This is a genomic window from Streptomyces sp. NPDC087215 (genome assembly GCF_044744885.1).
Taxonomy (GTDB): domain Bacteria; phylum Actinomycetota; class Actinomycetes; order Streptomycetales; family Streptomycetaceae; genus Streptomyces.
The window spans coordinates 59,986-80,139 of sequence record NZ_JBIUZD010000014.1 but is presented as its reverse complement, the minus strand read 5'-3'; the positions used below and the strand labels follow the sequence as shown (position 1 = coordinate 80,139).

Below are 20,154 nucleotides of genomic sequence, written 5' to 3'. Positions count from 1 at the left end.
CGAGGCAGCCGCCCGCAGATCCCGGCCGTCGCCGGTGACGGCACTCGGCCCCTCACGCCTAGGGGAGCCGTCCGTATTCACGGCGGACTTCAGGGGCGTGAGTCGGGGCGTCCGCGGAGGAACGCCCTCGTGGTCGCCGCGAATCGCTCGGCGTCGTCGAGCCATGGGTGGTGGCCCGCTCCCGGCTGTACCGTCAGCGTGGCGTCGGGGAACGCCTCCGCGCATTCGGCCGCCGTCACCGGCGGGCTGTTCACGTCGAACTCTCCGGTGAGCAGCAGGACGGGAGCCTCGCAGGAGGCGAGCGCCGCACGCGTGTTCCCCGGGCTGAACGCTCCCTCGGCCCCGAAGAGAGCGACGGCCTCCTGGTTCCGGGGCCGACCGGCCGCGTGGTGCCGCCGTGCCTCGGCATCCCACCGGCCCCAGAAGAAGGGGGCCACCGCCTGCCAGTCGCCGTCCGCGCCCTCGGTGATCGCCCGCAGGGCGGCGAACGCCGCAGGGAACCACGGCTCGTCCTTCCGCAGCCGCGCGACGTCGAGCCGCGCCTCTCCCGTGACCGCCACGCCGAGGGCCCGGGGGCTGGGGCCGACGAGGACGAGCTTGCCGACGTTCTCCGGATGCCGGGCCGCGTACTGCGTCACGATGTTCGTACCGGCGGAGTGGCCGAGCAGGTCCATCCGCGTGAGACCGAGGTGCTCGCGCAGCGCCTCGACGTCGTCGACCAGACGGTCGCAGCGGTAGGTGGAGGTGTCCCGGGGAATCGCGGACCGGCCGGTGCCGCGAAGGTCCATGACGATCAGCCGGCGGTGTGCGGACAGGCCACCGAGGTCACCGAGGTAGGCGGAGTCCGCAGGGCCTCCCGGGACGCAGACGACCGGGTCGCCCTCACCGGTCACACGGTACGAGAGCTGGGTTCCGTCAGATGCGGGGAAGGTAGGCACGGGACGGAACCCTGCCAGCCATAACCCGGTTGTACAACCGGGTTATGGAGAGAGGGTGCTCTCGGATATAACCGGGTGGTGACAGATGAAGAGAGCACCCATCCGATCCCCGCGACGCTCACCGAGGAACAGGCCGGGCGGATGCTCGCCGGGATGAACGAGGTCATCCGCGCGGGCGAGGAGATGCGCAAGCTGCGCGCCGAGATGATCGAGGTGTTCGCGGGCTTCGGCTGGACGCAGGAACGGATCGCGCGGCTCACCGGCATGAGCCAGCCCGCCGTGTCCAAGCGGATGGCGAAGCACAGGAGCGACGAGCCACGGCCCCCGATGGAGGTGTCCCTCGATCAGCGCGACATCCCCTGGCTCGAAGGGCGGCTCTGGGGCCTCGCCGAGGAGATCTCCCGGACCCTGGGCGAAACCGCGCACTGCACCCGCTGCGTCCAGACGCTCGCCCGGGGGAAGAAGCGCTTCACACCTCAGAACGTCGACGGGCTGAGGCGTCTCGTCGAGGAGGACCTGAGGCTGCACGGGGCAGAGCTGCCCGGCGGCCACCGGGCCGCGTACGACCAGATCAGCCGTGGTCTCGACGTCCCCTCGGGAGTCACCACCACCACCGCTTCCGCATCGGTGCGCCGCACCGTCGCGTACCAGATCCAGCGCGATCAGCTCAGGGGCTGACGCGCGAGGCGGTTCCCGTACGTCGGCCCCCGGCCGGGGTGCGTCGTGAAAGCCCCGCTCCGAGGGACCAGGACCGCCGCCCCACGTCCGGCCGCGACGGACCGCCCCCGTCCCGGCCGACCGGGACCGCCGCCCCATGCGGTCGGGACACCGGGACCAGCAGCATGAGCCGGGTCAACGACAAGCGCGGGGGCCGGGTTCACCCGAGTCCGGCCGTCCCCGCGTGGATCTTCTGGGGAGGAAGAATGTCCGTCACCCTTCGCCGACGCACGGCGGTCGGCGTGATCAGTCTGGCCCTGGCCGTCCCGCTGGGCCTCGCGGCCCCCGCCACCGCCGGGGCGGCCGAGCGGCCCGCCACCGTCACGGCCGCGCAGATCCAGGTGGACCCCCACGCCTACAACGGGCGCCGCCTGGAGGACGCCCTCGGGGTCATGGGCATCTGGGTCGTCATCGACGGGAAGCGATGGGGCATCCCCGACATGCAGACCTACGACAACCTGTTCTACAACGCGAACACCCTCAAGGTGGTCGACCTGGAGAGCATCCCGTTCGGCGGGCAGCTCAGCCATGACGCCCACCTGGTCAAGTCCCCCACCACGGGCGCGAGATGGCTGCTCTCCAACGGCCAGCGGCGGTACATCATGACCTCGGCCTTCACCGCTTTCCAGTTCGACGCGAACAAGGTCCAGCCGCTCCGGGACGTCGTGCTCAACTCGATCCCCATGGGGTCGGTCATCGACATCTGAGGCCTTCGGGGCCGTGGCGCGGGGGCCGTCCGGGCCGAACGGCCCGCACGCCACGGCCGGTTCAGGGCGCCCCGCCGGGGTCCGGCGCGGTGAAGGTGATCGCGCCGGAGGGGCAGACCCCGGCGGCCGTCCGCACGGCCGTCCGGTGGGCCGGGTCCGGCTCGGCACGCAGCAGAATCACGAGGCCGTCGTCCGGGTCCTGGTCGAAGACGTCGGGGGCGGTCATGGCGCACATTCCGGCGCCGATGCAGCGCTCACGGTCCAGTCCCAGATGGGGCGCGTTCACTTCGTGTCCCAGGTGACCGGGAGGCTCTTCACCCCGAAGATGTCCGCGGTCTCCGGGCGCAGCACGACCTCCTCGGGGGGCACGGCCAGGCGCAGGCCGGGGAAGCGGTCGACCAGCGCGCGGAACGCGACCCGCATCTCGACGCGGGCCAGCTGCTGGCCCAGGCACTGGTGGATGCCGTGGCTGAAGGCCAGGTGTCCGGGTGACTGCCTGCGCAGGTCGAGGGTGTGGGGGTCGGTGAAGCGGTCGGGGTCGCGGTTGGCGGTGTTGAACGAGAGGAGGACGGTCGTTCCGGCCTCGATGGTCCGGCCGTCCAGCTCGACGTCCTCAAGGGCCGTCCGGTGGAACGTCTTGGCGACGCTGAGGTACCGCAGGAGTTCCTCCACGGCGCCGTCGGTGAGGGTGGGATCGGCGCGCAGGGCGGCGAGCTGGTCCGGGTTCCGCAGCAGCGCGTAGGTGCCGAGGGACAGCATGTTCGCGGTGGTGTCGAATCCGGCGGCCAGGAGGATGAGGCTGATGCCCTTCAGTTCCTCGTCGGTCAGGTCGCTGTCGGTGAGTTCGCTGAGGATGTCGTCGGTGGGCCTGGCCCGCTTCTCGGTCACGAGCCCCGCGAGGTACTCCTGGGTGGCGGTGTAGGCGGCCATCAGCTCCTCGTCGCCGACCTCACCGCCCATGAACGTGTCGATCTGCTCCTGGAAGGACGCCCGGTCCTCGTACGGCACGCCCAGGATCTCGCAGATCACGATGGTGGGGATGGGCTTGGCGAAGGCGGTCACCAGGTCCGTCGGCGGCCCGGTCTCCGCCATGGCGTCCAGACAGTCGGCGGTGATCCGCTCGATGCGCTCGCCGAGCATCCGCATCCGCCGCACGGTGAACTTGCCCACCAGGGGCTTGCGGTAGCGGCTGTGCTGGGGGTCGTCCATGAGGAGGAACTCGCCGGGCGGCGCCGGGGGAAGCTCGAAGTCGACCACGTTCATGAGGTCCCTGCGGGAGCTGAACCGGGGGTCGGCCAGGACGGACCGCACCGCCTCGTATCCGGTGATCACCCAGCCCGGCTTCCCGCCGGGGTGGGTGAAGCCGCTGACGGACCCGTGACGACGGGCGTCGAGCAGTTCGGCCGGCGGGTCGAAGGGGCAGCCCCCGCTCCGCTCCGTCGGCAGGGCCGTGACGGTGTGTACGGACTCACTCATGAAGACCATCCCCCGGTTCGCGATATGACGTGTTTGCTTCCACTCGAAAGCTACGTTGCATTCACGATGTCGTCAATCAATGAAACCCATAATCGCAGCTGGACAGCGCTAAATTGATGCAACGATTGAAGCCAAACGCAACGAGCCCGTTGCAATGATTGAAGGCGAAGGCAATACTGGCGACATGCCAGGAGGACGGTTGACCCAGCAGGAACGCCAGCGGATCTCGGCCGGACTCGCCGAGGGCCTGTCCTATGCCGAGATCGCCCGGCGGCTCGGACGTCCGACCTCGACCGTGAGCCGGGAGGTGACCCGCAACGGCGGCCCCGGCGACTACCGGCCCCAGTCGGCGCACCGGGCGACGGCCCAGCGGGCCCGGGGCGCCCCGGCGGACGCCCCGGGGCACACCCCTGCGGGCGGCACCCTGGGCGGCACGGCCGAGGACCGGATCGTCGAGCTCGCGGTCAGGTCGGGGATGCCGAGGATGATGGCGCGGGTGCATGTCGACCTGCTGCTGTCCGAGGACGGCAGGCGCACCGCGGCCGATCTGGTCCGCAGGCTGAAGGTCAGCCCGGCGTCCGTCTCGGTGGCCGTGAACTCCCTGGTCGAGCACGGATACGTGCGGCGCGAGCGCGATCCGCTGCGGCGGCGGGACATCTACGTCGTGGACGACGAGGCCTGGTACCACTCGGTCGCGATCAGCACCCGGCAGACACTCGAATCGGCGCGGGCCGCGAAGGAGGCGGCCGAGACACTGGGCCCCGGATCGCCGGTGGGACAGCGGCTCCTGAAGGCGGGGACGTTCCTGGAACGGGTCGTCGGGGACATGCAGGAGTCGGCCGACCACTGGCGCACGCTGCTGCGATGACGGCGGCCGTACGGGGCCTTCCCGGAGAGCCCGTTCAGGTGGGGCGATCGGCGGCGAGCCCGCGCCACCGACCGCACCTCTCACCTGCGGCGAGCCCGCGCCACCTACGTGCAGGATGCACGGAGGCCGTGTGCCAGGATGCGGGCACCGGCCGCCCGCCGCACCCGGACGGCCTGGTGGCCGTACGACACGAGGAGCACAGTCCAGATGAGCACCACGCCCGGCGGATACCTCTCCGGCCTCTTCTCCCTCGAAGGGCGCACCGCCCTCGTCACCGGGGGCAGTTCCGGCATCGGCCGGGCCGTCGCCGGGGCGCTGGCCCGCGCCGGGGCGAGCGTGGTCGTCCTCGCCCGCAAGGAGGCCGAACTTGCCTCCACCGTCGACGAGTTGACTGCCGAAGGATGCCGGGCCGCCTGGGTGAGCGCCGATCTGAGCAGCCGTACGGGCATCAAGGCGGGCGCCGAGGAGGCGGCGGGCGTCTTCGGGGAGCCCGACATCCTCGTCAACTCGGCCGGGATCAACCTGCGCCCGCCCTTCGGGGAGCTGGGCGAGGAGGTCTGGGACACGACGATGGCGGTGAACCTGGAGGCGCCGTTCCTCCTGGGGCAGCGCTTCGGCCCCGGGATGGCCGGGCGGGGCTTCGGCCGGATCATCCACCTCACCTCCCAGCAGGCGCACCGCGCGTTCGTGCGGAGCGGGGCGTACGGGGTGTCCAAGGGCGCCCTGGAGTCGCTGGCCCGTTCACAGGCGGAGGCCTGGTCCCCGTACGGGGTCACGGCCAACACCCTGGTGCCCGGCTTCGTGATGACCCCGCTCAACCAGCGGCTCTCCTCCGACCCGGAGAAGGTGGCGGCCCTCGCCGCCCGCACGATGACCGGCCGCAACGGACTCCCGGCGGACTTCGAGGGCGCTGCGGTCTTCCTGGCGAGCCGCGCCTCCGCGTACGTCACGGGCCAGTCGCTCTTCGTGGACGGCGGGTTCTCCGTCCACTGACCGGGACGTGCCTGCCCGGCGGGAGCGGGCCCTCGTCCCGGAGGGGCCGGGGAGGAGCGGGGCCGGGGCCCGGCAGCCCTTCAGCCCAGGAGCTGGATCAGCTTGCCCACCGCGTCCGCGACCGGCTGGGCCATCGGGCCGATGACGTTCGCGAGCCCGCCGAGCCGCGCCAGGGTGAGGCCGCGCGCGGCCATCTCCTCGCGGTTCAGGTCCAGCACGGGCCGGGCCTCCTCGACGAGCCGTGCCTGGTCCGGGGTGAGCCGGTCCTCGATGGCGCGGAGCCGTTCGCGCAGCTCCCCCACGGCGGCGGCGAGTTCCTGGTCGCCGTGGCCGATGGTGACGGAACCGTGGTTGGTCGCGTGGTTGTTGTCGCCCTGCTGGTGGATGACGGGGCCGTTGTAGACCGTGTGGTGGTGGGTCGGCTCACTCACAGATTCTTCGCCCTGTTCTTGTTGCCGGTCTGCTGGATGACGGATCCGTTGTACTGGGTGAACTGGTAGACGTTCTTCGTGAACTCGGCCTCCGGGTGGTCGATCGCGTGGACGATCCGCCCGGCGATGTCCCGCAGTTCGTCCACGTTCGGCAGGGTCACGATCGTCCAGGTGCCCCCGGCCGTCTCCAGGATCAGGATCGGCGTCGCCGCTTCGAACAGCGACCTGCCGACGAAGACGGCGATCAGGACGAGGACGATGAACAGCACCCCTCCGTTCTCTCCCACGGAGTCCGGGCCGCCGCCGAACATCAGAGTGAGCACCGCGAACGCGACGACGGCGGCCAGCAGCCACTTCAGGAGGCTGAGCAGGGCAGCGCCCCGGTCGGGCCGGTACCTGGTCGCCTGGACCCGGCTGAGGTTGTGCAGCGGGAAGGCCGCCGCACCGACCCAGAGCATCCGGCGCCGCACCGAGATCTCCAGCAGGTCTCCCGGGCGCGGCAGCGGCGGGAACGGCCGCGACGGCCCGGCGGGAGGCTCGCGCGGTGGCTCGGACGGCGGCGCGGGCGGTGCCCCCGGCGGCCGTCCGGGCGGCCCGGAGTCCGCCCCGCCCGGCGTACCGGAGTCCGCCCCGCCCCGCGTGCCGGGTGCCGGATTTCCGGCCCCCGGCCTCCAGGGCCGCTCCGGTCCGGTCGACGCTCCCGGTGGTACCGGCCGCTCGGGCGGCCCCGAGTTCCCCAGGTTCCCCGTGGTGTCCATGTGCTCCCCCGTGCGCGTGTCCACTCACCCCGCTCACCCCGCGTCCCGCGCGGGAGCCCCATTAAGCGCCTCCGCCGCCCCTCACGGCAGACGAGAACCGGCCAATCGCGTCGAGGGGGCCGCAGGTCAGGAGCCAGGGCCAGGGGGCCGGGGGACAGAGGCTCACCCTGGGGCCCGTACCCCCGGCGCTGGGGCGTGTTTCGAAAGGAGCGCCGTCTGCCCGGAGGGCAGGCCCGGCGGCGTCCGGTGCGTGCGACCGCAAGGCGGAGGGTCGCCCCGATACCGGTTGTATCGGGGTGTCCCGACAACGCGGCGAGCGTGCGTGCCAGACGCCAGGCAGGCGGGACTCTCGAAACACGGCCTAGCATCCTTGGTCATGGCCATGTTCGTACACCTCACGTCGGCGGCGGACGTCCCGCGCGTCCGGCGGTCCGGCGTCCGGGCGGTGAGTCACGGGCAGGGCGGCGCGCGCGGCGCGTACTGCTTCCCCGTACTGCCGTCGCACACCCTCACCCACCAGTGGCTGCGCGAGCTGGCCCGGTTCCGCGGGCGGGGCGGCCTCGTGGCCGTCCACGTCCGGCTCGACGACGAACAGCCCGTCCTGGTCGGGCACTACTCGGACCGGTGGCGGGACGCCCAGGCCACCGTCCCCGCCGCCGAGGCGGTACGGCGGATCGGCGCGCTGGACGACCCGCGCGGCTGGGAGGTGTTCGTCCCCCGGGCGATCCTCCCCCGCGAGATCCACCGCATCCGCGCCGCGCCCCAGGTGGCGGGCTGGCGCTACCGGCCGGACTCGCACGGCACCCGGCCCTGCGTCTGCCAGGGGTGCCAGGTGCGGGGCGCGTACGGGGCACGGCGCCTGCGCGAACGCCTGACGCGCCCGGCGGACGGACCGCCGCCGCCGTCCGCCGTCCTGCTCGCCAGGATCGAGGCGGCGGGCGACCCCGGGGACCCGGTCGTGCTGCGGGAGGCGCTGGACTGGTTCGCGATGCGGCGGCGCGGCCCGCTGCCCCGGCTGGCCCGCCTCGCCGCCCATCCCGACCCCGGCGTACGGGAGTACCTGGTGTGGGGGGTCTCCCACTGGACCACCCCCGGGGTCACCGAACTCCTCGACGCCCTCGCCGCCGACCCCGACCCGGCCGTCCGGAAGGCGGTGCGGGACGCCCGCGAGCCGTAGGACCGGCCGGTGCCCCCATCCGGGCCTCGGGAGCCGTCACCCCGGGCCTCCGCCCCCTCGGGGCCGCAGGAACGCCCCCCCTGACCGCCCGTAGGACACCCGTACGGAAATATTTCCGTACGGGGGCAACCTGATCCGCCGCCCACCCCGTTCCCCTCGTGTGGAACGAGTGAGACGAGGACAGCGGGATGGGCCCCATGAGCAGCGACGGCGACTTCGAGGCGTTCGTGGCCTCCCGGGGGCCGCGCCTGCTGCGGGTCGCCTGGCTGTTGACCGGGGACGCGCATCTGGCGGAGGACCTGCTCCAGACCGTGCTGGCGAAGGTGTGGCCCAAGTGGGAGCGGATCGGCCGCGACCACCCCGAGGCGTACATCCGCGCGGCGCTGGTCAACACGCACAACTCGTGGTGGCGCAGACGCTGGCGGGGGGAGGTGCCGCACGGCGAGTTCCCCCCGGAGACGCTCCGGACGCGGTCGGCGGACCCGTACGACCCCTTCGCCTCCGTCGAGCTGGAGATGGTGCTGGCCACCGCGATACGGGCGCTGCCCGCGCGGCAGCGCGCGGTGGTCGTGCTGCGGTACTTCGAGGACCTGAGCGTGGAGGAGACGGCGGCGACCCTGGGCTGCACCCAGGGGACGGTCAAGAGCCAGTCGTCCAAGGCCCTGCGCACCCTGCGGGGGCTGCTGCCCCCTCCCACCGCCGAGGGGACGGGTGACCGCCGTGCGCTCCTGGCACTCTGACGACCGGGACACCCCGCCGGACGAACCGGAGAAGGACTCCGCCGAGCGGGAGCTGCGCGTCCTGCTGGACCGCGCCACGCCGTATCTGCCCACCCCGGCGGACCGGCTGGGACAGGTACGGGAACGCATCCGGCGCCGCAGACGCCGGGCGGCGGGCGGCGCGGTCCTCGGCGGGGCCGTGCTGGCCCTGACGGCGACGCTGCTCCCCCGCGCCGTCCTGACCGAGGACGTCGTGGCGGGGCCCGCCGTCACGGCCGCGCCCGCCACCCCGGCCCGGCCGACGGACAAGGTCACCACGACGACGCTGTACGCAGAGGAACTGGCCGGTCTGGTCCTCAAGGTCCCCCGGGGCTGGCACACCCTGCTGCTGCCGGGCGTACCGGATTCGGGCGTACGCCCCGAGGGCTACGTCTCGACGGCCCCGCTCAGGAAGCCACCGAGGCCGTGCCAGAAGTCCACGCGGTGCGATCCGGCCGAGCAGCTGTCGCCGGACGACCTGATCGTCGAGTTCGTCCGGTACCGCAGCGACGGGTACTCGGCCGCCGAACTCCGCGACGGCCGGAAGCTCGCGCCCGACGAGAACCTCGGCCGTGGCTGCTCGGGGCAGGACCGGGCCACCGCCTACACCGGGACGCTCCCCGGCTCCCCCGAACCCCGTACGGCGATCGAAGTCCTGCTGTGCGCCGGTGACGACGTACCCGAACAGACCTTGAAGGAGGCCCTGACGATGGTCGAGGAAGCGACGTTCCGTCAGCCGGACCACCCGCCGAACCCCCCGGAGAAGAAGAACGGAACCGAGCGATGAACCGGTCGACCACCCGCACCCGGCGCATACGGCCCGGCGTCGCCGTGGCCCTGGCCTCGGGGCTGCTCCTGACGGCCTGCACGGCGGAGAAGCCGGACCGCTCCGCGGACGGCCGCGCACCCGCCGGTGAGACGGCCGGCCGGGCGGCCCCCGCCTCCGCCGCCGCCGTTTCCCCCTCCGTCTCCCCCACCGCGCCCGCCGAACTGCCCGGCCTCGGACCCCGCACCCGGGCCACGGTCGGAGCCGACACCCGCCAGGTCGTCGTCGTGACCGGCGAGGGCGAGGACTCCGACCACTCGACGGTCCGCCTCTACGAACGCCACGCCACCCGTGGCTGGGTCCCCGCCGCCGCGGCCTGGCCCGCCCGCAACGGCCACAAGGGCTGGTCGAAGCACCACATGATGGGTGACAAGCGCACTCCCGTCGGCACCTTCACGCTCACCGACGCGGGCGGCAAGCTGCCGAACCCCGGCACCGACCTGCCGTACGACCTCAACCGCGGCCCCGTCTACACCGCCTCCGGTCTCAATCCGGAGAACAAGCCCAAGGCGGGAGCCCTGGACTACGTCGTGGCCATCAACTACAACCGCGTCCCGGGGAAGCCGCCGTACGACTTCACCCGCCCGATGGGCGACGACCGGGGCGGCGGCATCTGGCTCCACGTCAGCCACTACGGCGGCACCGAGGGGTGCGTGGGCATCCCCCGTGAACAGATGAAGCAACTGCTGCGCGCCCTCGAGCCCGGGGCGAAGCCGATGGTCGTGATGGGCCCCCGCGCGGACCTGGCCGAATGAGCCGCTCCCCGCGTTCCCGGCCCGCTGGACCGCCCCGCGCCCCCGGTCCGTCGAGCGGCACCGCGCTCCTGGCCCGCCGCGCCGTCCGGCACCGCGCCTTTCCGGCCCGCTGAGCGGCGCCACACTCCCCCGGCTCCCTGAGCCGCCCCGCTCGTTCCCGGCCCACCGGGCCGTACGGCCCCGAGCATTCCGGCCCACCGGGCCGTTCCGACCTCTCCGGGCCCGGCCCGGACGCGTCCACCACGGACGCCCCGCACCTCCCACCCGCGACATCCGCTGGAGCCCCAGATGCCCATCGCCTCACCGCGCCCCATAGGTACCGTAAAAAAACCGTTCGCACGTCGTCGCTCCACCCGCCTCGGGATGGTGGCCGCCGTACTCGCCCCGCTCACCCTGACCGCCTGCGCCTCCGGCGACCCGGCGCCCGGGGCGGACGGCAGGGCGGCGGCCCCCACGAAGGCCGGGGGCCCTGCCGCGACGGTCGCGGTGACACCGAGCGGCACCGGGACACGGGCCGGGACCCCCGTGAAGGTCACCTCGCGGGGCGGGACCCTGACCTCGGTCACGGTGACCGACGGCGAGGGCCGGAAACTCAAGGGCACGCTGTCCGCGAAGGACACCGTGTGGACCTCGGAACGCCCGGCCGCGCCCGGGGAGACGTACCGGGTGAGCGCGGGGACCCGGGGCGACGGCGGCACCCCGGGCACCCAGGAGACGTCGTTCTCCACCGCGAAGGCCGACAAGGTCAACAAGCTGGAGCTGTGGCCCACGGAGCGGACCGTGGGCATCGCCCACCCCGTCTCCGTCATCTTCGACGCCCCCGTCACGGACAAGGCCGCCGTGGAGAAGGCGCTCAAGGTGACCACCGACAACGGCACCGAGGGGTCCTGGGGCTGGATCGAGCACCACGACGGACGGGAGCGCGTCGACTGGCGGCCCCGGAATTACTGGAAGCCGGGGACGAAGGTCCGGCTGGAGGCGCTGCTCGACGGCGTCGACTCCGGCGCCACCGGCGGCCTGTTCGCCAGGGACTACGACCTCTCCTTCACCATCGGCTCCGCCCAGGAGGTGCAGGTCGATCTCGACAGCAAGCAGCTCGACTTCCGGCGCGACGGGAGGACGGTCCGGAAGATCCCCGTGTCCGGCGGCGACCCCACCCACGGCGACAAAGCGTCCTGGAGCGGCACCCAGGTCCTGATGCGCAAGGCGGGCACGGTCAGGATGACCTCTCAGAGCGTGGGCCTGGGCGACGCGTACGACAAGGACGTCGCCTACTCGATGCACCTGACCTGGTCCGGGGCCTACGCCCACGCCGCACCGTGGAACTCCGCCTACTTCGGCAAGGCCAACAAGAGCTCCGGCTGCATCGGCATGAGCACCACGAACGCCGCCTCCCTGTACGGGGACATCCAGGTCGGCGATCCCTTCACGGTCACCGGCAAGGACACCAAGGGCCTCCCGCCGCAGGGCAACGGCTACAGCAACTGGAACCTGCCGTGGAAGGAGTGGCGCAAGCTCAGCGCGCTGAACTGAACGGGGCGGATCGTGCGCGTCCCGGCGGCTGCGAGGCTTGCGGGCCCCCGCGCCCCCGGGCCCCCGGGCCTCCCGGCACCCCTAGCATCGGTCCGTGACGGAACACAGGAACGAGACGAGGGCGGCCTACGACGGGGTCGTCGAACTGTACGCGTCGCTGTTCGCCGACCGGCTGGAGACCCGGCCGTTCACCCGGGCCATGATCGGCACCTTCGCCGAGCTGGTGCGCGGGACCGGCAACACCCGGACCGCCGACGTGGGATGCGGGCCCGGTCACCTCACGGCCCTGCTGCGCGACCTGGGCCTGGACGCCTTCGGGCTCGACCTCTCCCCCGGCATGGTCGCCCACGCCCGGCGGGCCCACCCGGCGCTGCGGTTCGACGAGGCGCGGATGGAGGACCTCCCGGCCGGGGACGGGGAGCTCGGCGGGATCCTCGCGCACTACTCGACCATCCACACCCCGCCCGCCGAACTGCCCGCGCTGCTCGCCGGACTCGCCCGGGTCCTCGCGCCCGGGGGCCTGCTGCTCGTCTCGTTCTTCGGGACCGAGGGTCCCGGCCCCGTCCGCTTCGACCACAAGGTGGCACCCGCCTACAGCTGGCCGGTGGACCCGCTCGCCGCCCTGCTCACCGAGGCGGGCCTCACCCCCTTCGCCCGGCTGCTCCACGACCCGGCCTCCGAACGCGGCTACCTCGACGCCCACTTGCTGGCCCGCCGGGACGCCGTCGGCACCTGACACGGGCCGCCGCACACCTGTGCCCGTCCGGCGGGAAGACGCCGGGGAACAAGCGATCAGGCCAATGTCGTGTTCCGTCGCCGACCGCGCTTCGTCGACACATCGTCCGGTCTCGGCAGTTCAGCCGCCCGTACGGAAACAGAAGAACGGCCAGGGCCCGGAGACACGGAGGCGCGATTCGTACGGTCCCCGTTCCCTCCGCGTCCGAACGCCCCTGAGGATCCGCGCAGGGGCGTGCCCAGCGGGCCCCGCGTCGACGGGAGGAGCAGCATGAATCGGCCGGAGTCCACGTCCCGGACACGGGGCAGGGGAAGGACCTTCTGGGGGATGCTCGCGTCGGCATCCCTGGTGTGCGTGGGGCTGACGAGCGTACCGGCGACCGCCGCCGACCCGGAGAGGACAGCGACGGCGAACGGGCCCGCCGCCCCGGGGCCGACCGAGCGCCTCGCCTCGACCGCCTACGCGACCGGCGTGGACACACCGGCCGAGGCACGCCGTGTGGAACGCTTCCACACCGCGTCCGCCGGGACGCGCGCGCTCCTCACGGCGGACCTGCCGGAAGGCCGGGTCGTGTCGAGGTCCACCGGCACCGTACCGCTCGACGGCCCGCCCGGCTCCGTGGCCCCCGTCGCCCCGTCCCAGGCGTGGGCGAAGGGGCTCCCCGATCCGGCGGTCCAGCGGATCGAGCGGGCGTTCGCGCCCGAACTCGCCGCCGGAACCGTGCTCCACCGCAGCGTGGGCAAGGTCGAGTTCACCGATCCGCGCCAGCCGACGGTGACACAGATCTGTTCCGGAGCGGCCATCAACAGCCCGTCCAAGATGATGGTGGCGACCGCCGGGCACTGTGTCGCGGTGGGCGGCAGCGGCAACGGCGGGCCGCCCGACACCGACCGCATCTGGATGAAGAACTGGGTGTTCATCCCCGCCTACAACACCAACGGCCAGACCGCCCCGTACGGCAGGTTCACCGCGAAGTCCTTCCGCGCCTTCGACTACTGGCTCGACGGCGGAGGCAGCCCCTACGACTTCGCCCTCGTCACCGTGAACCCCAACGCGGCGGGCCAGCGCGTCGTCGACGCCGTCGGCGGGAACGGCCTGTCCTGGAACTACACCCACGAGGAGGACCTCACCATCGTGGGCTACCCCGTCTTCCACGACTACGGCAACACGCAGTACCAGCACGCGGGCCGTACCAAGACCTCCACGGAGAACTCCGCCAACATCATGATGGAAGGCTCCGGGTTCGACGGCGGAGGCAGCGGCGGCCCCTGGCTCCGGACCATCGACCCCCTCACGAACCTGGGCAAGATCAACGGCGTGACGAGCGGCAAGCACAAGGACTCCAGCGGCAACAACGACAGCCCGCACTTCGGCGGAGACATGAAGTGGCTGTGGGACCAGCAGGGCTCGGTCACCTGACCGCCGCCCCCCGAGGAAGGCGGCCCGCCGGGCCCTCGGCAGCTCCGGCAGCCGCTCCACCCCCGGCTCGTCCACCAGCGGCACCGCGTGATCAGCGCCGTCGGGCGTGCAGCACATGGGCCTCCAGGGGCAGCGGGGCGTGACCGACGAGGTCCAGGCCCGCGTCCGCGAGCAGCAGGGCGTACTCGGCGGCCGTACGCTCCCTGCCGCCCGTGTTGCACATCATGTGGAGGTCCCACGCGGTCGCCAGGGACGGCGCGGAGTCCACCGGCAACAGCCGCTCCACGATCAGGAGTTCGGCCTCCGGCGCCATCGCGTCCGCGCAGTGCCGCAGGATCGTCCGGCACCGCTCGTCGTCCCAGTCGTGCAGGACGCGGGAGAGCACGTACACGTCCCCGCCCGGCGGTACGTCCGCGAAGTCTCCGGTCCTGAAGTCGCACCGCTCCGCGACCGCGCCGAGCCGGGCGCGCGCCGCGTCGACGACCTGCGCGCGCTCCAGGAGGACCCCGCGCAGGGACGGGTGCGCGGCGAGCAGCCGTCCCAGCAGCTCCCCCGTGCCGCCCGCGACGTCCACGACGGTACGTCCTCCGGGGGCCGCCGCGGCGGCCGTGACGACCGGATGCCCCGGCAGCGGTGCGAACATCCGGGCGCTCGCCGCCATGGACCGGTCGAACCGGGCGGCGAGTTCGGGGTGCCGCGCGAAGTAGTCGAAGTGGTTCTCGCCGTACCGGTCCTCGAAGCCCGGCTCTCCCGTGCGCACGGTGTGCGCGAGCCGCGCGAAGGACTCGTAGAACGGCCCGCCGTACATCAGCGCCAGGCTCCGCATCGATCCCTCGGTGTCCTCACGGAGCAGCAGTCCCGCCCCGGTCAACCGGAACCGGCCCCGCGCGCCGGGCTCTTCGGCGACCACGCCCACCATGGCGAGGTACCGCAGCAGCGTCGCCAGGTTCTCCGGCCGCGCACCCACCGCCCGTGCCAGCTCCCCGGCTCCCGCGGCGACGGTCGGACTCATCGCCTCCGGCAGCCGCAGTTCCGCGCACGCCGCCAGCGCCTGTGTCGTCCAGGCGCCGGTCAGCAGCCGGAGGAGCGATTCCGCCGGGTGCACCTCCGGGCTCCCCGCGAGGTGCTCGGCCAGGACGTCCCGGTGGTCGCCCCTGGCGTACAACTCCACCCGAAAGTAAGGGGACTTCGTGTCTCCGGGTGCGTCGAAGTAGAAGACGGTGCCGTCCTCGTGCGGGTTGCAGCCGCCCCCGTCCGGCGCCGCCCCGTGCCGCAGGAAGCCCGCGCGCAGCCCGCGCAGGACCAGGGGGTCCGGGCGGTGCACGTCGAAGGCGAGGTGCGCCTCGTGGTCCGCCGTCCGCTCCTCGGCGGCGACGGCTCCCAGCCCCGAACCCTCCGGGACGGTCAGCGCGAACACCTCCACCGCGCGCCCCTCGCCGCCGGGCCCGTGGACCGGCGGCCGGAGGATCCGTACGTCCAGCTCCCCGGCCCCGAGGCCGTACCGGACGGCCAGCCGGTCCCGTACCACCACGCTGGGCCGTGCCGGTCCGTCCGGGGCGAGCCCGGCGGCGGCCAACTCTGCGCGCAGGGAAGGTTCGTCGGGCGGGAAGACGAGCAGAGCGGCGTGCGCGAACCGGCACCGTTCGGCCGTCGCCCGCAGCTCGGGCCCGTCGAGCCCCGGCAGGACGCGCGCCAGCAGGTCGGCGGTCTCCTGCTCCCGTACGAACGCGGCGGCGGCCGACAGCCGGGCGATGTCGTCGGGAACGGCGGGACCCGGGAGGCCGACGGCCGGAGCCGGGCTGGTGTTCGTCATGAGGGGACATCCTTCGGGGAGGGCGGGAAAGCGGAGAGCCACGGCCGGGCGGCCGGGCCCACGGAGCAGAAGGAGGGCAGGTGAAATGCACCTGGGAGAAGGAGAGTTGGCTGGTGGTGGTGCCGGGGGCTCCGCCGGGGAGGACCGGGGGCGGGCGCCGGGCAGGGACGGCAGGGGCGGGCGCGAAGGGCCGGGGAAGGCGCGACGGCCGGTGACGAAGAGCCGGGCACCGTCGATCGAGGCGCGACGGATCGGACTCGGCACGACACTCCCGCACCGGGGCGGGTCAGGCCGGGTCCGGGAAGGGACCGGGTCACTGCGCCGTCGCGGCGGACGAGACGGCGAGAGCCGCCAGGGCGATCGGGGTGTTCAGGACAGTCCGAGCGGCCAGGACAGTCAGGGTGGCCAGGCGGTCAGAGCGGTCAGAGCGGTCAGAGCGGTCAGACGCCCACGTAATGCTCGGCGAACCAGTTCTGCCGGGTGGGGGAGTTCCGCAGCTCCGCCATGCGGGCGCGGCGGAGTCCTTCCTGGAACGGCGAGGCACCGCCGTCGGGTCCGGGCACACGGTGGAGGAGCTGGATCATCCAGTGGGAGAACTCCTGGGCGCGCCAGATGTGTTCGAGGCAGCGTGCCGAGTACCGGTCGAGCCCCTCGGCGTCGCCGTGGTGGAGGTCGTCGGCGAGGGCGCGGGCGAGGATCTCGGCTTCGAGGACCGCGAGGTTGGCACCCTTGGCGGCGGACGGGCTGATCAGGCTCGCGGCATCGCCGACGAGGAACAGCGAGCCGTGGCGCAGGGGTTCGAGAACGTCCGACTCGAAGTCGACGACCGTGCTCCGCAGAACGCGCCCTCGCATCAGCGGACCGAACTCACTTGCCCGCAGCCTCAGTTCCAGCTCTTCCCAGACGCGATCCCCGGACCAGTCGCCGGTCTCGGTGCCGCGCGGGCACTGGAGGTAGTAGCGGGTGACCTCGGGCGAGCGGGCCATGTGTCCGGCGAACCCCCGGGGGTGGGTGGCGTATCCGACGGCGTCGAGGCTCGGCGGCGCCTCGGCCAGCAGTCCGAGCCATGAGACCCCGTGGTCCCGGTGGTGGCGCCGGACCGCGCGGGGCGGCAGCGAGCGCCGCCCCGCGCCGTGCCGTCCGTCGCAGGCGGCGACGTACCGCGCGCGCCACCGCGCGGTCCGTCCGTCCGGCTCCCGTACGGTCACCGAGGGGCGCGGCCCGTCGGCGCCGGTCACGTCGAGGACCTCGGTGTCGAAGAGGATGCGTCCGCCCGCCCCGAGGAAGAGCGCGGCAAGGTCGGTGACCAGGTCGTGCTGCGGGTAGACGGTGTGCGGCTCGCCCTTGCCGAGGAGGCCGTAGTCGAGGCGGAAACGCCCGTCCTCGGTGCGGAACTCGCAGACGCCGTGCTCCTGTCCGCGCTTGCGCAGCCCCTCGTCGAGACCGTGCCGGGCCAGGGTCCGTACGGTGGCCGGAGCGAGGAACCCGGCCCGCGTCCGCTGCCGTACGTGCGCGTGGCTCGCCCGCTCCAGGACGACGCAGTCGATCCCGTCACGGAGGAGGAGGTTCCCGAGCACCAGTCCCGCGGGGCCGGCGCCGAGGATGACGACATCGGCGGAACCCGCCATGTCCCTTACAGGAGAAGCGTTTTGACTTTCTGTCACAAGAGTGGATCTTAAGGGTGGCCAAACGTGACGGATGCTGGATATCACCCGAATGCCGTACAAGGAGAGAAAAGGATTCTGCCGCCGGGGACCACGGGGGTCCGGACCTCGGGGTCCGGCTCAGGGAGCGGCCCTCACCGACCAGTCGGCGAGGGCCCGCGCACAGGCGGACGGCAGCCGCCGACAAGGCCCAGGGAGACGGAGAGGCCCGCGGAGAGGGTGAGGACCGGGCGTTCCGCACGACCGCCCACCGTGACCACGCACTCCACCTGGCCAGGGGTCCTCCGTTCCGGGAGGGGCCGGTACGCCCAGCGTCAGCTCACAGCCCCCGGCCCACACGCCCACACGCCCAGGCGGGCAGCGGGAAGCTCCGGACGAACGGGCGGAGCCGTACGGGGGCGATGTCGCCCGCGAGGGCCGAGAGCCCCTCGTGGACCGTCCCGCCCACGAGCCGGGGTCCGCCCGGACCGGGCATCAGAGCCGCCCCTCCTCGTCGACCGCGAGCGGCGCGTCCGTGTCCGTACGGCCGAGGGGGAAGAGCCGGTCGCCGAGGGAGCGGCCGGGCCGGTTCGGGGCCGGGACGTCGAAACGGGCCTGCCGGGGGTCGACGGCACCGCCCACGGCGGCGACCTCCCGGACCCCGGCCACGGCGGGAGGGACGCTCAGCCGGGGAACTCGCGGACGGCCCGCTCGGCGGCGGGGAACAGCTCCGCGCCGACGCTCGCCACGACGAGGACCGCCGGCACCGCCGCCTCCCCCGCGTCACGGCCGGGGCACCAGCCCGCCCCGGTCGGCGTCACGCTCACCCCTGGTCGTGAAGGACCCCGATGCCGAGCCGCTCCAGGAGCGCCGTGCAGGAGCGGCACACCTCCGCCTCCGTGCCGTGCTCCGGGTCGCCGTGCGGACGGATCTTCCGGGCCACGAGGGCGGCACCCGCGAAGTGCGGTACGGCCTCGTCGAGGGTGGCGCTCCTGCCGTCGCCGCGCTTCCGGTCGAGGCCGGACAGTTCGTCGGAGACGAGCGCGGACTCCGCGCAGTGGCCGGGGAACGGCTCCCGCAGGGCGGGCGGCAGTCCGTCGAAGAAGTCCCGCACGGCGGGATGCAGCTCCGGCTCGCCGTCACCGGTGAGGTCGGTGCGGCTGGTGATCGTGCCGTGGATGAGCAGCGAGGCCGCCGTGCCGGGGGTCGGATCAGACATGGAGGTCCTCCGCGTCCTGCACGGGGGCGTGCGCGAGGGCGATCACGGCCTCGCGCTCGTCGGCGCCCACGCAGTAGTCGCCCGTGTCGTGGACGTAGAAGAACCGGCCCCGTTCGTCGATGAGGACGGGCGAGCCCTCCGAGCCGTCCGAGCCGTCCGGCCCGACCGGGAAGAGCCGTACGCCGAGGTCACGGCTCAGCTCGGCGACCTCGGCGGGGGCGGACCGGAAGCCCGGGTACGGGGTGAGGTGGAGATGGTCCTCACGGGCGGCGTCGAGGGTGGGGCGCAGCCCGCCGTGCTCCCCGAGGAAGGCGGTCGCCGTCTCGAAGGGCTCCACCGGGAAGCCTTCCTCGCGGTACTCCTCGGTGGTTCCGGCGATCATCGCCGGTACGGTCTCGGCCACATCGCGTCCCGGGAACCACCCGTACTCCCGGAACCAGGCGTCGACGTCCTCTGGCGTGTTCAAGCGCGGCATGTGTGCTCCGTCGTTCCTCACCCTGTGTAGGCGGTGGTTCCGGCCATCTCCATGGCAATGCTGCACGATCGGCAGGGCTGCTTGTGCTCGCCGTGGCCCAGCGGGTGGGGTTTGAACGCCACGACGTACCCGACGGCCTCCTCAAGACGCTCCCAGACTGTTCACGATGTCGAACATTCGTACCTCAGGGCGTTCCTGACGGGGAGTCCACCCGCACTCGCCGGGTGTCCGGCCGCCCGTACCCGCGCGTGGCGCCTTCACGAACGGGAAGCGGTGACGGAACCGCTGTGGATCGCCTGGCCGGGGGACGGGGGCGCGACTAGGCTGGACGGCGACATCGCGTGCCGGTCACCGCCCCGGTGAGGCATGGAGGTGTCGGGAGATGCCTTCGGAGGCATTCCTTGCCGGTCGAGCTGAACCACACCATCGTCCACGCCCGGGACAACCGGGAGTCCGCGCGGTTCTTCGCGGAGCTGCTGGGACTTGAGATCAGCGGCGAAGGGGGCCCGTTCGTCGCGGTCGAGCTGAGCAACGGGGTCACCCTGGACTTCGCCACGATCCCCGAGGACCGGATCACCCCGCAGCACTACGCCTTCCTCGTCTCCGAGGAGGAGTTCGAGGCGGCGTACGCGCGGATCGAGCAGCGCGGTATCGAGCACTACGCCGATCCGTACCGGCGGCAGCCGAACACGATCAACCACCACGACGGCGGCCGGGGCGTGTACTTCATGGATCCGGTCGGGCACTTCATGGAACTGATCACCGTGCCGTACGGGGGCCTGCCCTCGTAGTACGCGGACGGGGGGGGGGGGGCGGGCGCGGGGGCCCCCCCGCCCCCCCCCCCCCCCCCCCCCCCCCCCCCCCCCCCCCCCCCCCCCCGGGGGCCCCCCCCCCCCCCCCCCCCCCCCTACG

Annotated in this window: 24 protein-coding genes; 12 read left to right on the top strand and 12 right to left on the bottom strand. The window is 73.0% G+C overall.

The features are described from left to right. Positions 1 to 89: 89 nt before the first annotated feature. Positions 90 to 938 (bottom strand): alpha/beta fold hydrolase, encoded by an 849-nt coding sequence (locus ACIO92_RS27895; RefSeq protein ID WP_402059377.1) that lies wholly within the window; start codon positions 936 to 938, stop codon positions 90 to 92. A gap of 78 nt (positions 939 to 1,016) precedes the next feature. Here ACIO92_RS27895 and ACIO92_RS27890 point away from each other — a divergent pair, with 78 nt between their 5' ends. Both ACIO92_RS27890 and ACIO92_RS27885 read left to right on the top strand, forming a co-directional pair. After that, positions 1,017 to 1,616 (top strand): sigma-70 family RNA polymerase sigma factor, encoded by a 600-nt coding sequence (locus tag ACIO92_RS27890; RefSeq protein ID WP_366441374.1) that lies wholly within the window; start codon positions 1,017 to 1,019, stop codon positions 1,614 to 1,616. Positions 1,617 to 1,861: 245 nt separating this feature from the next. Continuing rightward, on the top strand, positions 1,862 to 2,362 hold the full coding sequence (locus tag ACIO92_RS27885) for a hypothetical protein (RefSeq protein ID WP_366441373.1): 501 nt from the start codon (positions 1,862 to 1,864) through the stop codon (positions 2,360 to 2,362). A 61-nt stretch (positions 2,363 to 2,423) separates the two neighbouring features. Here ACIO92_RS27885 and ACIO92_RS27880 read toward each other — a convergent pair whose 3' ends face one another. Beyond that, positions 2,424 to 2,648, bottom strand: a complete 225-nt coding sequence (locus tag ACIO92_RS27880) for a ferredoxin (RefSeq protein ID WP_366441372.1) — start codon at positions 2,646 to 2,648, stop codon at positions 2,424 to 2,426. Then, on the bottom strand, positions 2,645 to 3,838 hold the full coding sequence (locus ACIO92_RS27875) for a cytochrome P450 (RefSeq protein WP_402283716.1): 1,194 nt from the start codon (positions 3,836 to 3,838) through the stop codon (positions 2,645 to 2,647). The genes ACIO92_RS27880 and ACIO92_RS27875 overlap by 4 nt, the downstream gene beginning before the upstream one ends. A gap of 184 nt (positions 3,839 to 4,022) precedes the next feature. On the opposite strand from ACIO92_RS27875, the gene ACIO92_RS27870 reads away from it, so the two are divergent. After that, positions 4,023 to 4,706 carry a helix-turn-helix domain-containing protein gene (locus tag ACIO92_RS27870; protein ID WP_402283718.1) on the top strand — a complete coding sequence of 228 codons (684 nt, stop codon included), beginning with the start codon at positions 4,023 to 4,025 and terminating at the stop codon, positions 4,704 to 4,706. A 207-nt stretch (positions 4,707 to 4,913) separates the two neighbouring features. Next, on the top strand, positions 4,914 to 5,699 hold the full coding sequence (locus ACIO92_RS27865; protein ID WP_402283720.1) for an SDR family NAD(P)-dependent oxidoreductase: 786 nt from the start codon (positions 4,914 to 4,916) through the stop codon (positions 5,697 to 5,699). 80 nt (positions 5,700 to 5,779) lie between these two features. Here the strand turns inward: ACIO92_RS27865 and ACIO92_RS27860 are convergent, their stop codons facing one another. Beyond that, positions 5,780 to 6,130, bottom strand: coding sequence for a hypothetical protein (locus tag ACIO92_RS27860; protein WP_366441368.1), 351 nt, complete (start codon positions 6,128 to 6,130; stop codon positions 5,780 to 5,782). Beyond that, on the bottom strand, positions 6,127 to 6,600 hold the full coding sequence (locus ACIO92_RS27855; RefSeq protein ID WP_402059368.1) for a DUF6232 family protein: 474 nt from the start codon (positions 6,598 to 6,600) through the stop codon (positions 6,127 to 6,129). Before ACIO92_RS27855 ends, ACIO92_RS27860 begins: the two co-directional genes overlap by 4 nt. 664 nt (positions 6,601 to 7,264) lie before the next feature. Here ACIO92_RS27855 and ACIO92_RS27850 point away from each other — a divergent pair. From ACIO92_RS27850 to ACIO92_RS27820, 7 genes are all read left to right on the top strand, one after another. Next, complete coding sequence (locus ACIO92_RS27850) at positions 7,265 to 8,065, top strand: HEAT repeat domain-containing protein (protein ID WP_402283722.1); 801 nt, start codon at positions 7,265 to 7,267, stop codon at positions 8,063 to 8,065. A 188-nt stretch (positions 8,066 to 8,253) separates the two neighbouring features. Beyond that, positions 8,254 to 8,805, top strand: a complete 552-nt coding sequence (locus ACIO92_RS27845) for a SigE family RNA polymerase sigma factor (RefSeq protein WP_401241699.1) — start codon at positions 8,254 to 8,256, stop codon at positions 8,803 to 8,805. Further along, positions 8,777 to 9,610, top strand: coding sequence for a hypothetical protein (locus ACIO92_RS27840; RefSeq protein ID WP_366441364.1), 834 nt, complete (start codon positions 8,777 to 8,779; stop codon positions 9,608 to 9,610). Before ACIO92_RS27845 ends, ACIO92_RS27840 begins: the two co-directional genes overlap by 29 nt. Then, the gene (locus ACIO92_RS27835; protein ID WP_401241701.1) at positions 9,607 to 10,404 is read left to right on the top strand and encodes a L,D-transpeptidase family protein; all 798 of its coding nucleotides are present in this window, start codon (positions 9,607 to 9,609) and stop codon (positions 10,402 to 10,404) included. The genes ACIO92_RS27840 and ACIO92_RS27835 overlap by 4 nt, the downstream gene beginning before the upstream one ends. Before the next feature lie 363 nt (positions 10,405 to 10,767). Beyond that, positions 10,768 to 11,937, top strand: coding sequence for an Ig-like domain-containing protein (locus ACIO92_RS27830; protein WP_402283725.1), 1,170 nt, complete (start codon positions 10,768 to 10,770; stop codon positions 11,935 to 11,937). Between the two features lie 94 nt (positions 11,938 to 12,031). Next, positions 12,032 to 12,673, top strand: coding sequence for a class I SAM-dependent methyltransferase (locus ACIO92_RS27825; RefSeq protein WP_366441361.1), 642 nt, complete (start codon positions 12,032 to 12,034; stop codon positions 12,671 to 12,673). Between the two features lie 327 nt (positions 12,674 to 13,000). Next, on the top strand, positions 13,001 to 14,092 hold the full coding sequence (locus ACIO92_RS27820) for a trypsin-like serine peptidase (RefSeq protein WP_402283727.1): 1,092 nt from the start codon (positions 13,001 to 13,003) through the stop codon (positions 14,090 to 14,092). Positions 14,093 to 14,183: 91 nt separating this feature from the next. On the opposite strand, the gene ACIO92_RS27815 is transcribed toward ACIO92_RS27820, so the two are convergent. From ACIO92_RS27815 to ACIO92_RS27785, 7 genes are all read right to left on the bottom strand, one after another. Continuing rightward, entirely contained in the window at positions 14,184 to 15,905 is a 1,722-nt protein-coding gene (locus ACIO92_RS27815) for a methyltransferase (protein WP_402283729.1), read from the bottom strand. A 440-nt stretch (positions 15,906 to 16,345) separates the two neighbouring features. Beyond that, on the bottom strand, positions 16,346 to 17,533 hold the full coding sequence (locus ACIO92_RS27810) for a 4-hydroxybenzoate 3-monooxygenase (RefSeq protein WP_401241715.1): 1,188 nt from the start codon (positions 17,531 to 17,533) through the stop codon (positions 16,346 to 16,348). A 355-nt stretch (positions 17,534 to 17,888) separates the two neighbouring features. Beyond that, complete coding sequence (locus tag ACIO92_RS27805; RefSeq protein ID WP_402283730.1) at positions 17,889 to 18,044, bottom strand: hypothetical protein; 156 nt, start codon at positions 18,042 to 18,044, stop codon at positions 17,889 to 17,891. Beyond that, entirely contained in the window at positions 18,044 to 18,217 is a 174-nt protein-coding gene (locus ACIO92_RS27800) for a hypothetical protein (RefSeq protein ID WP_366441356.1), read from the bottom strand. Before ACIO92_RS27800 ends, ACIO92_RS27805 begins: the two co-directional genes overlap by 1 nt. Before the next feature lie 14 nt (positions 18,218 to 18,231). Continuing rightward, complete coding sequence (locus ACIO92_RS27795) at positions 18,232 to 18,369, bottom strand: hypothetical protein (protein ID WP_366441355.1); 138 nt, start codon at positions 18,367 to 18,369, stop codon at positions 18,232 to 18,234. Between the two features lie 2 nt (positions 18,370 to 18,371). Beyond that, entirely contained in the window at positions 18,372 to 18,767 is a 396-nt protein-coding gene (locus ACIO92_RS27790) for a YwqJ-related putative deaminase (RefSeq protein ID WP_402283733.1), read from the bottom strand. Continuing rightward, positions 18,760 to 19,233, bottom strand: a complete 474-nt coding sequence (locus tag ACIO92_RS27785; RefSeq protein ID WP_401241726.1) for an SUKH-3 domain-containing protein — start codon at positions 19,231 to 19,233, stop codon at positions 18,760 to 18,762. Before ACIO92_RS27785 ends, ACIO92_RS27790 begins: the two co-directional genes overlap by 8 nt. A gap of 410 nt (positions 19,234 to 19,643) precedes the next feature. Between ACIO92_RS27785 and ACIO92_RS27780 the strand changes: the two genes are divergently transcribed. After that, positions 19,644 to 20,033, top strand: a complete 390-nt coding sequence (locus ACIO92_RS27780) for a VOC family protein (RefSeq protein ID WP_366441352.1) — start codon at positions 19,644 to 19,646, stop codon at positions 20,031 to 20,033. Positions 20,034 to 20,154 lie beyond the last annotated feature (121 nt).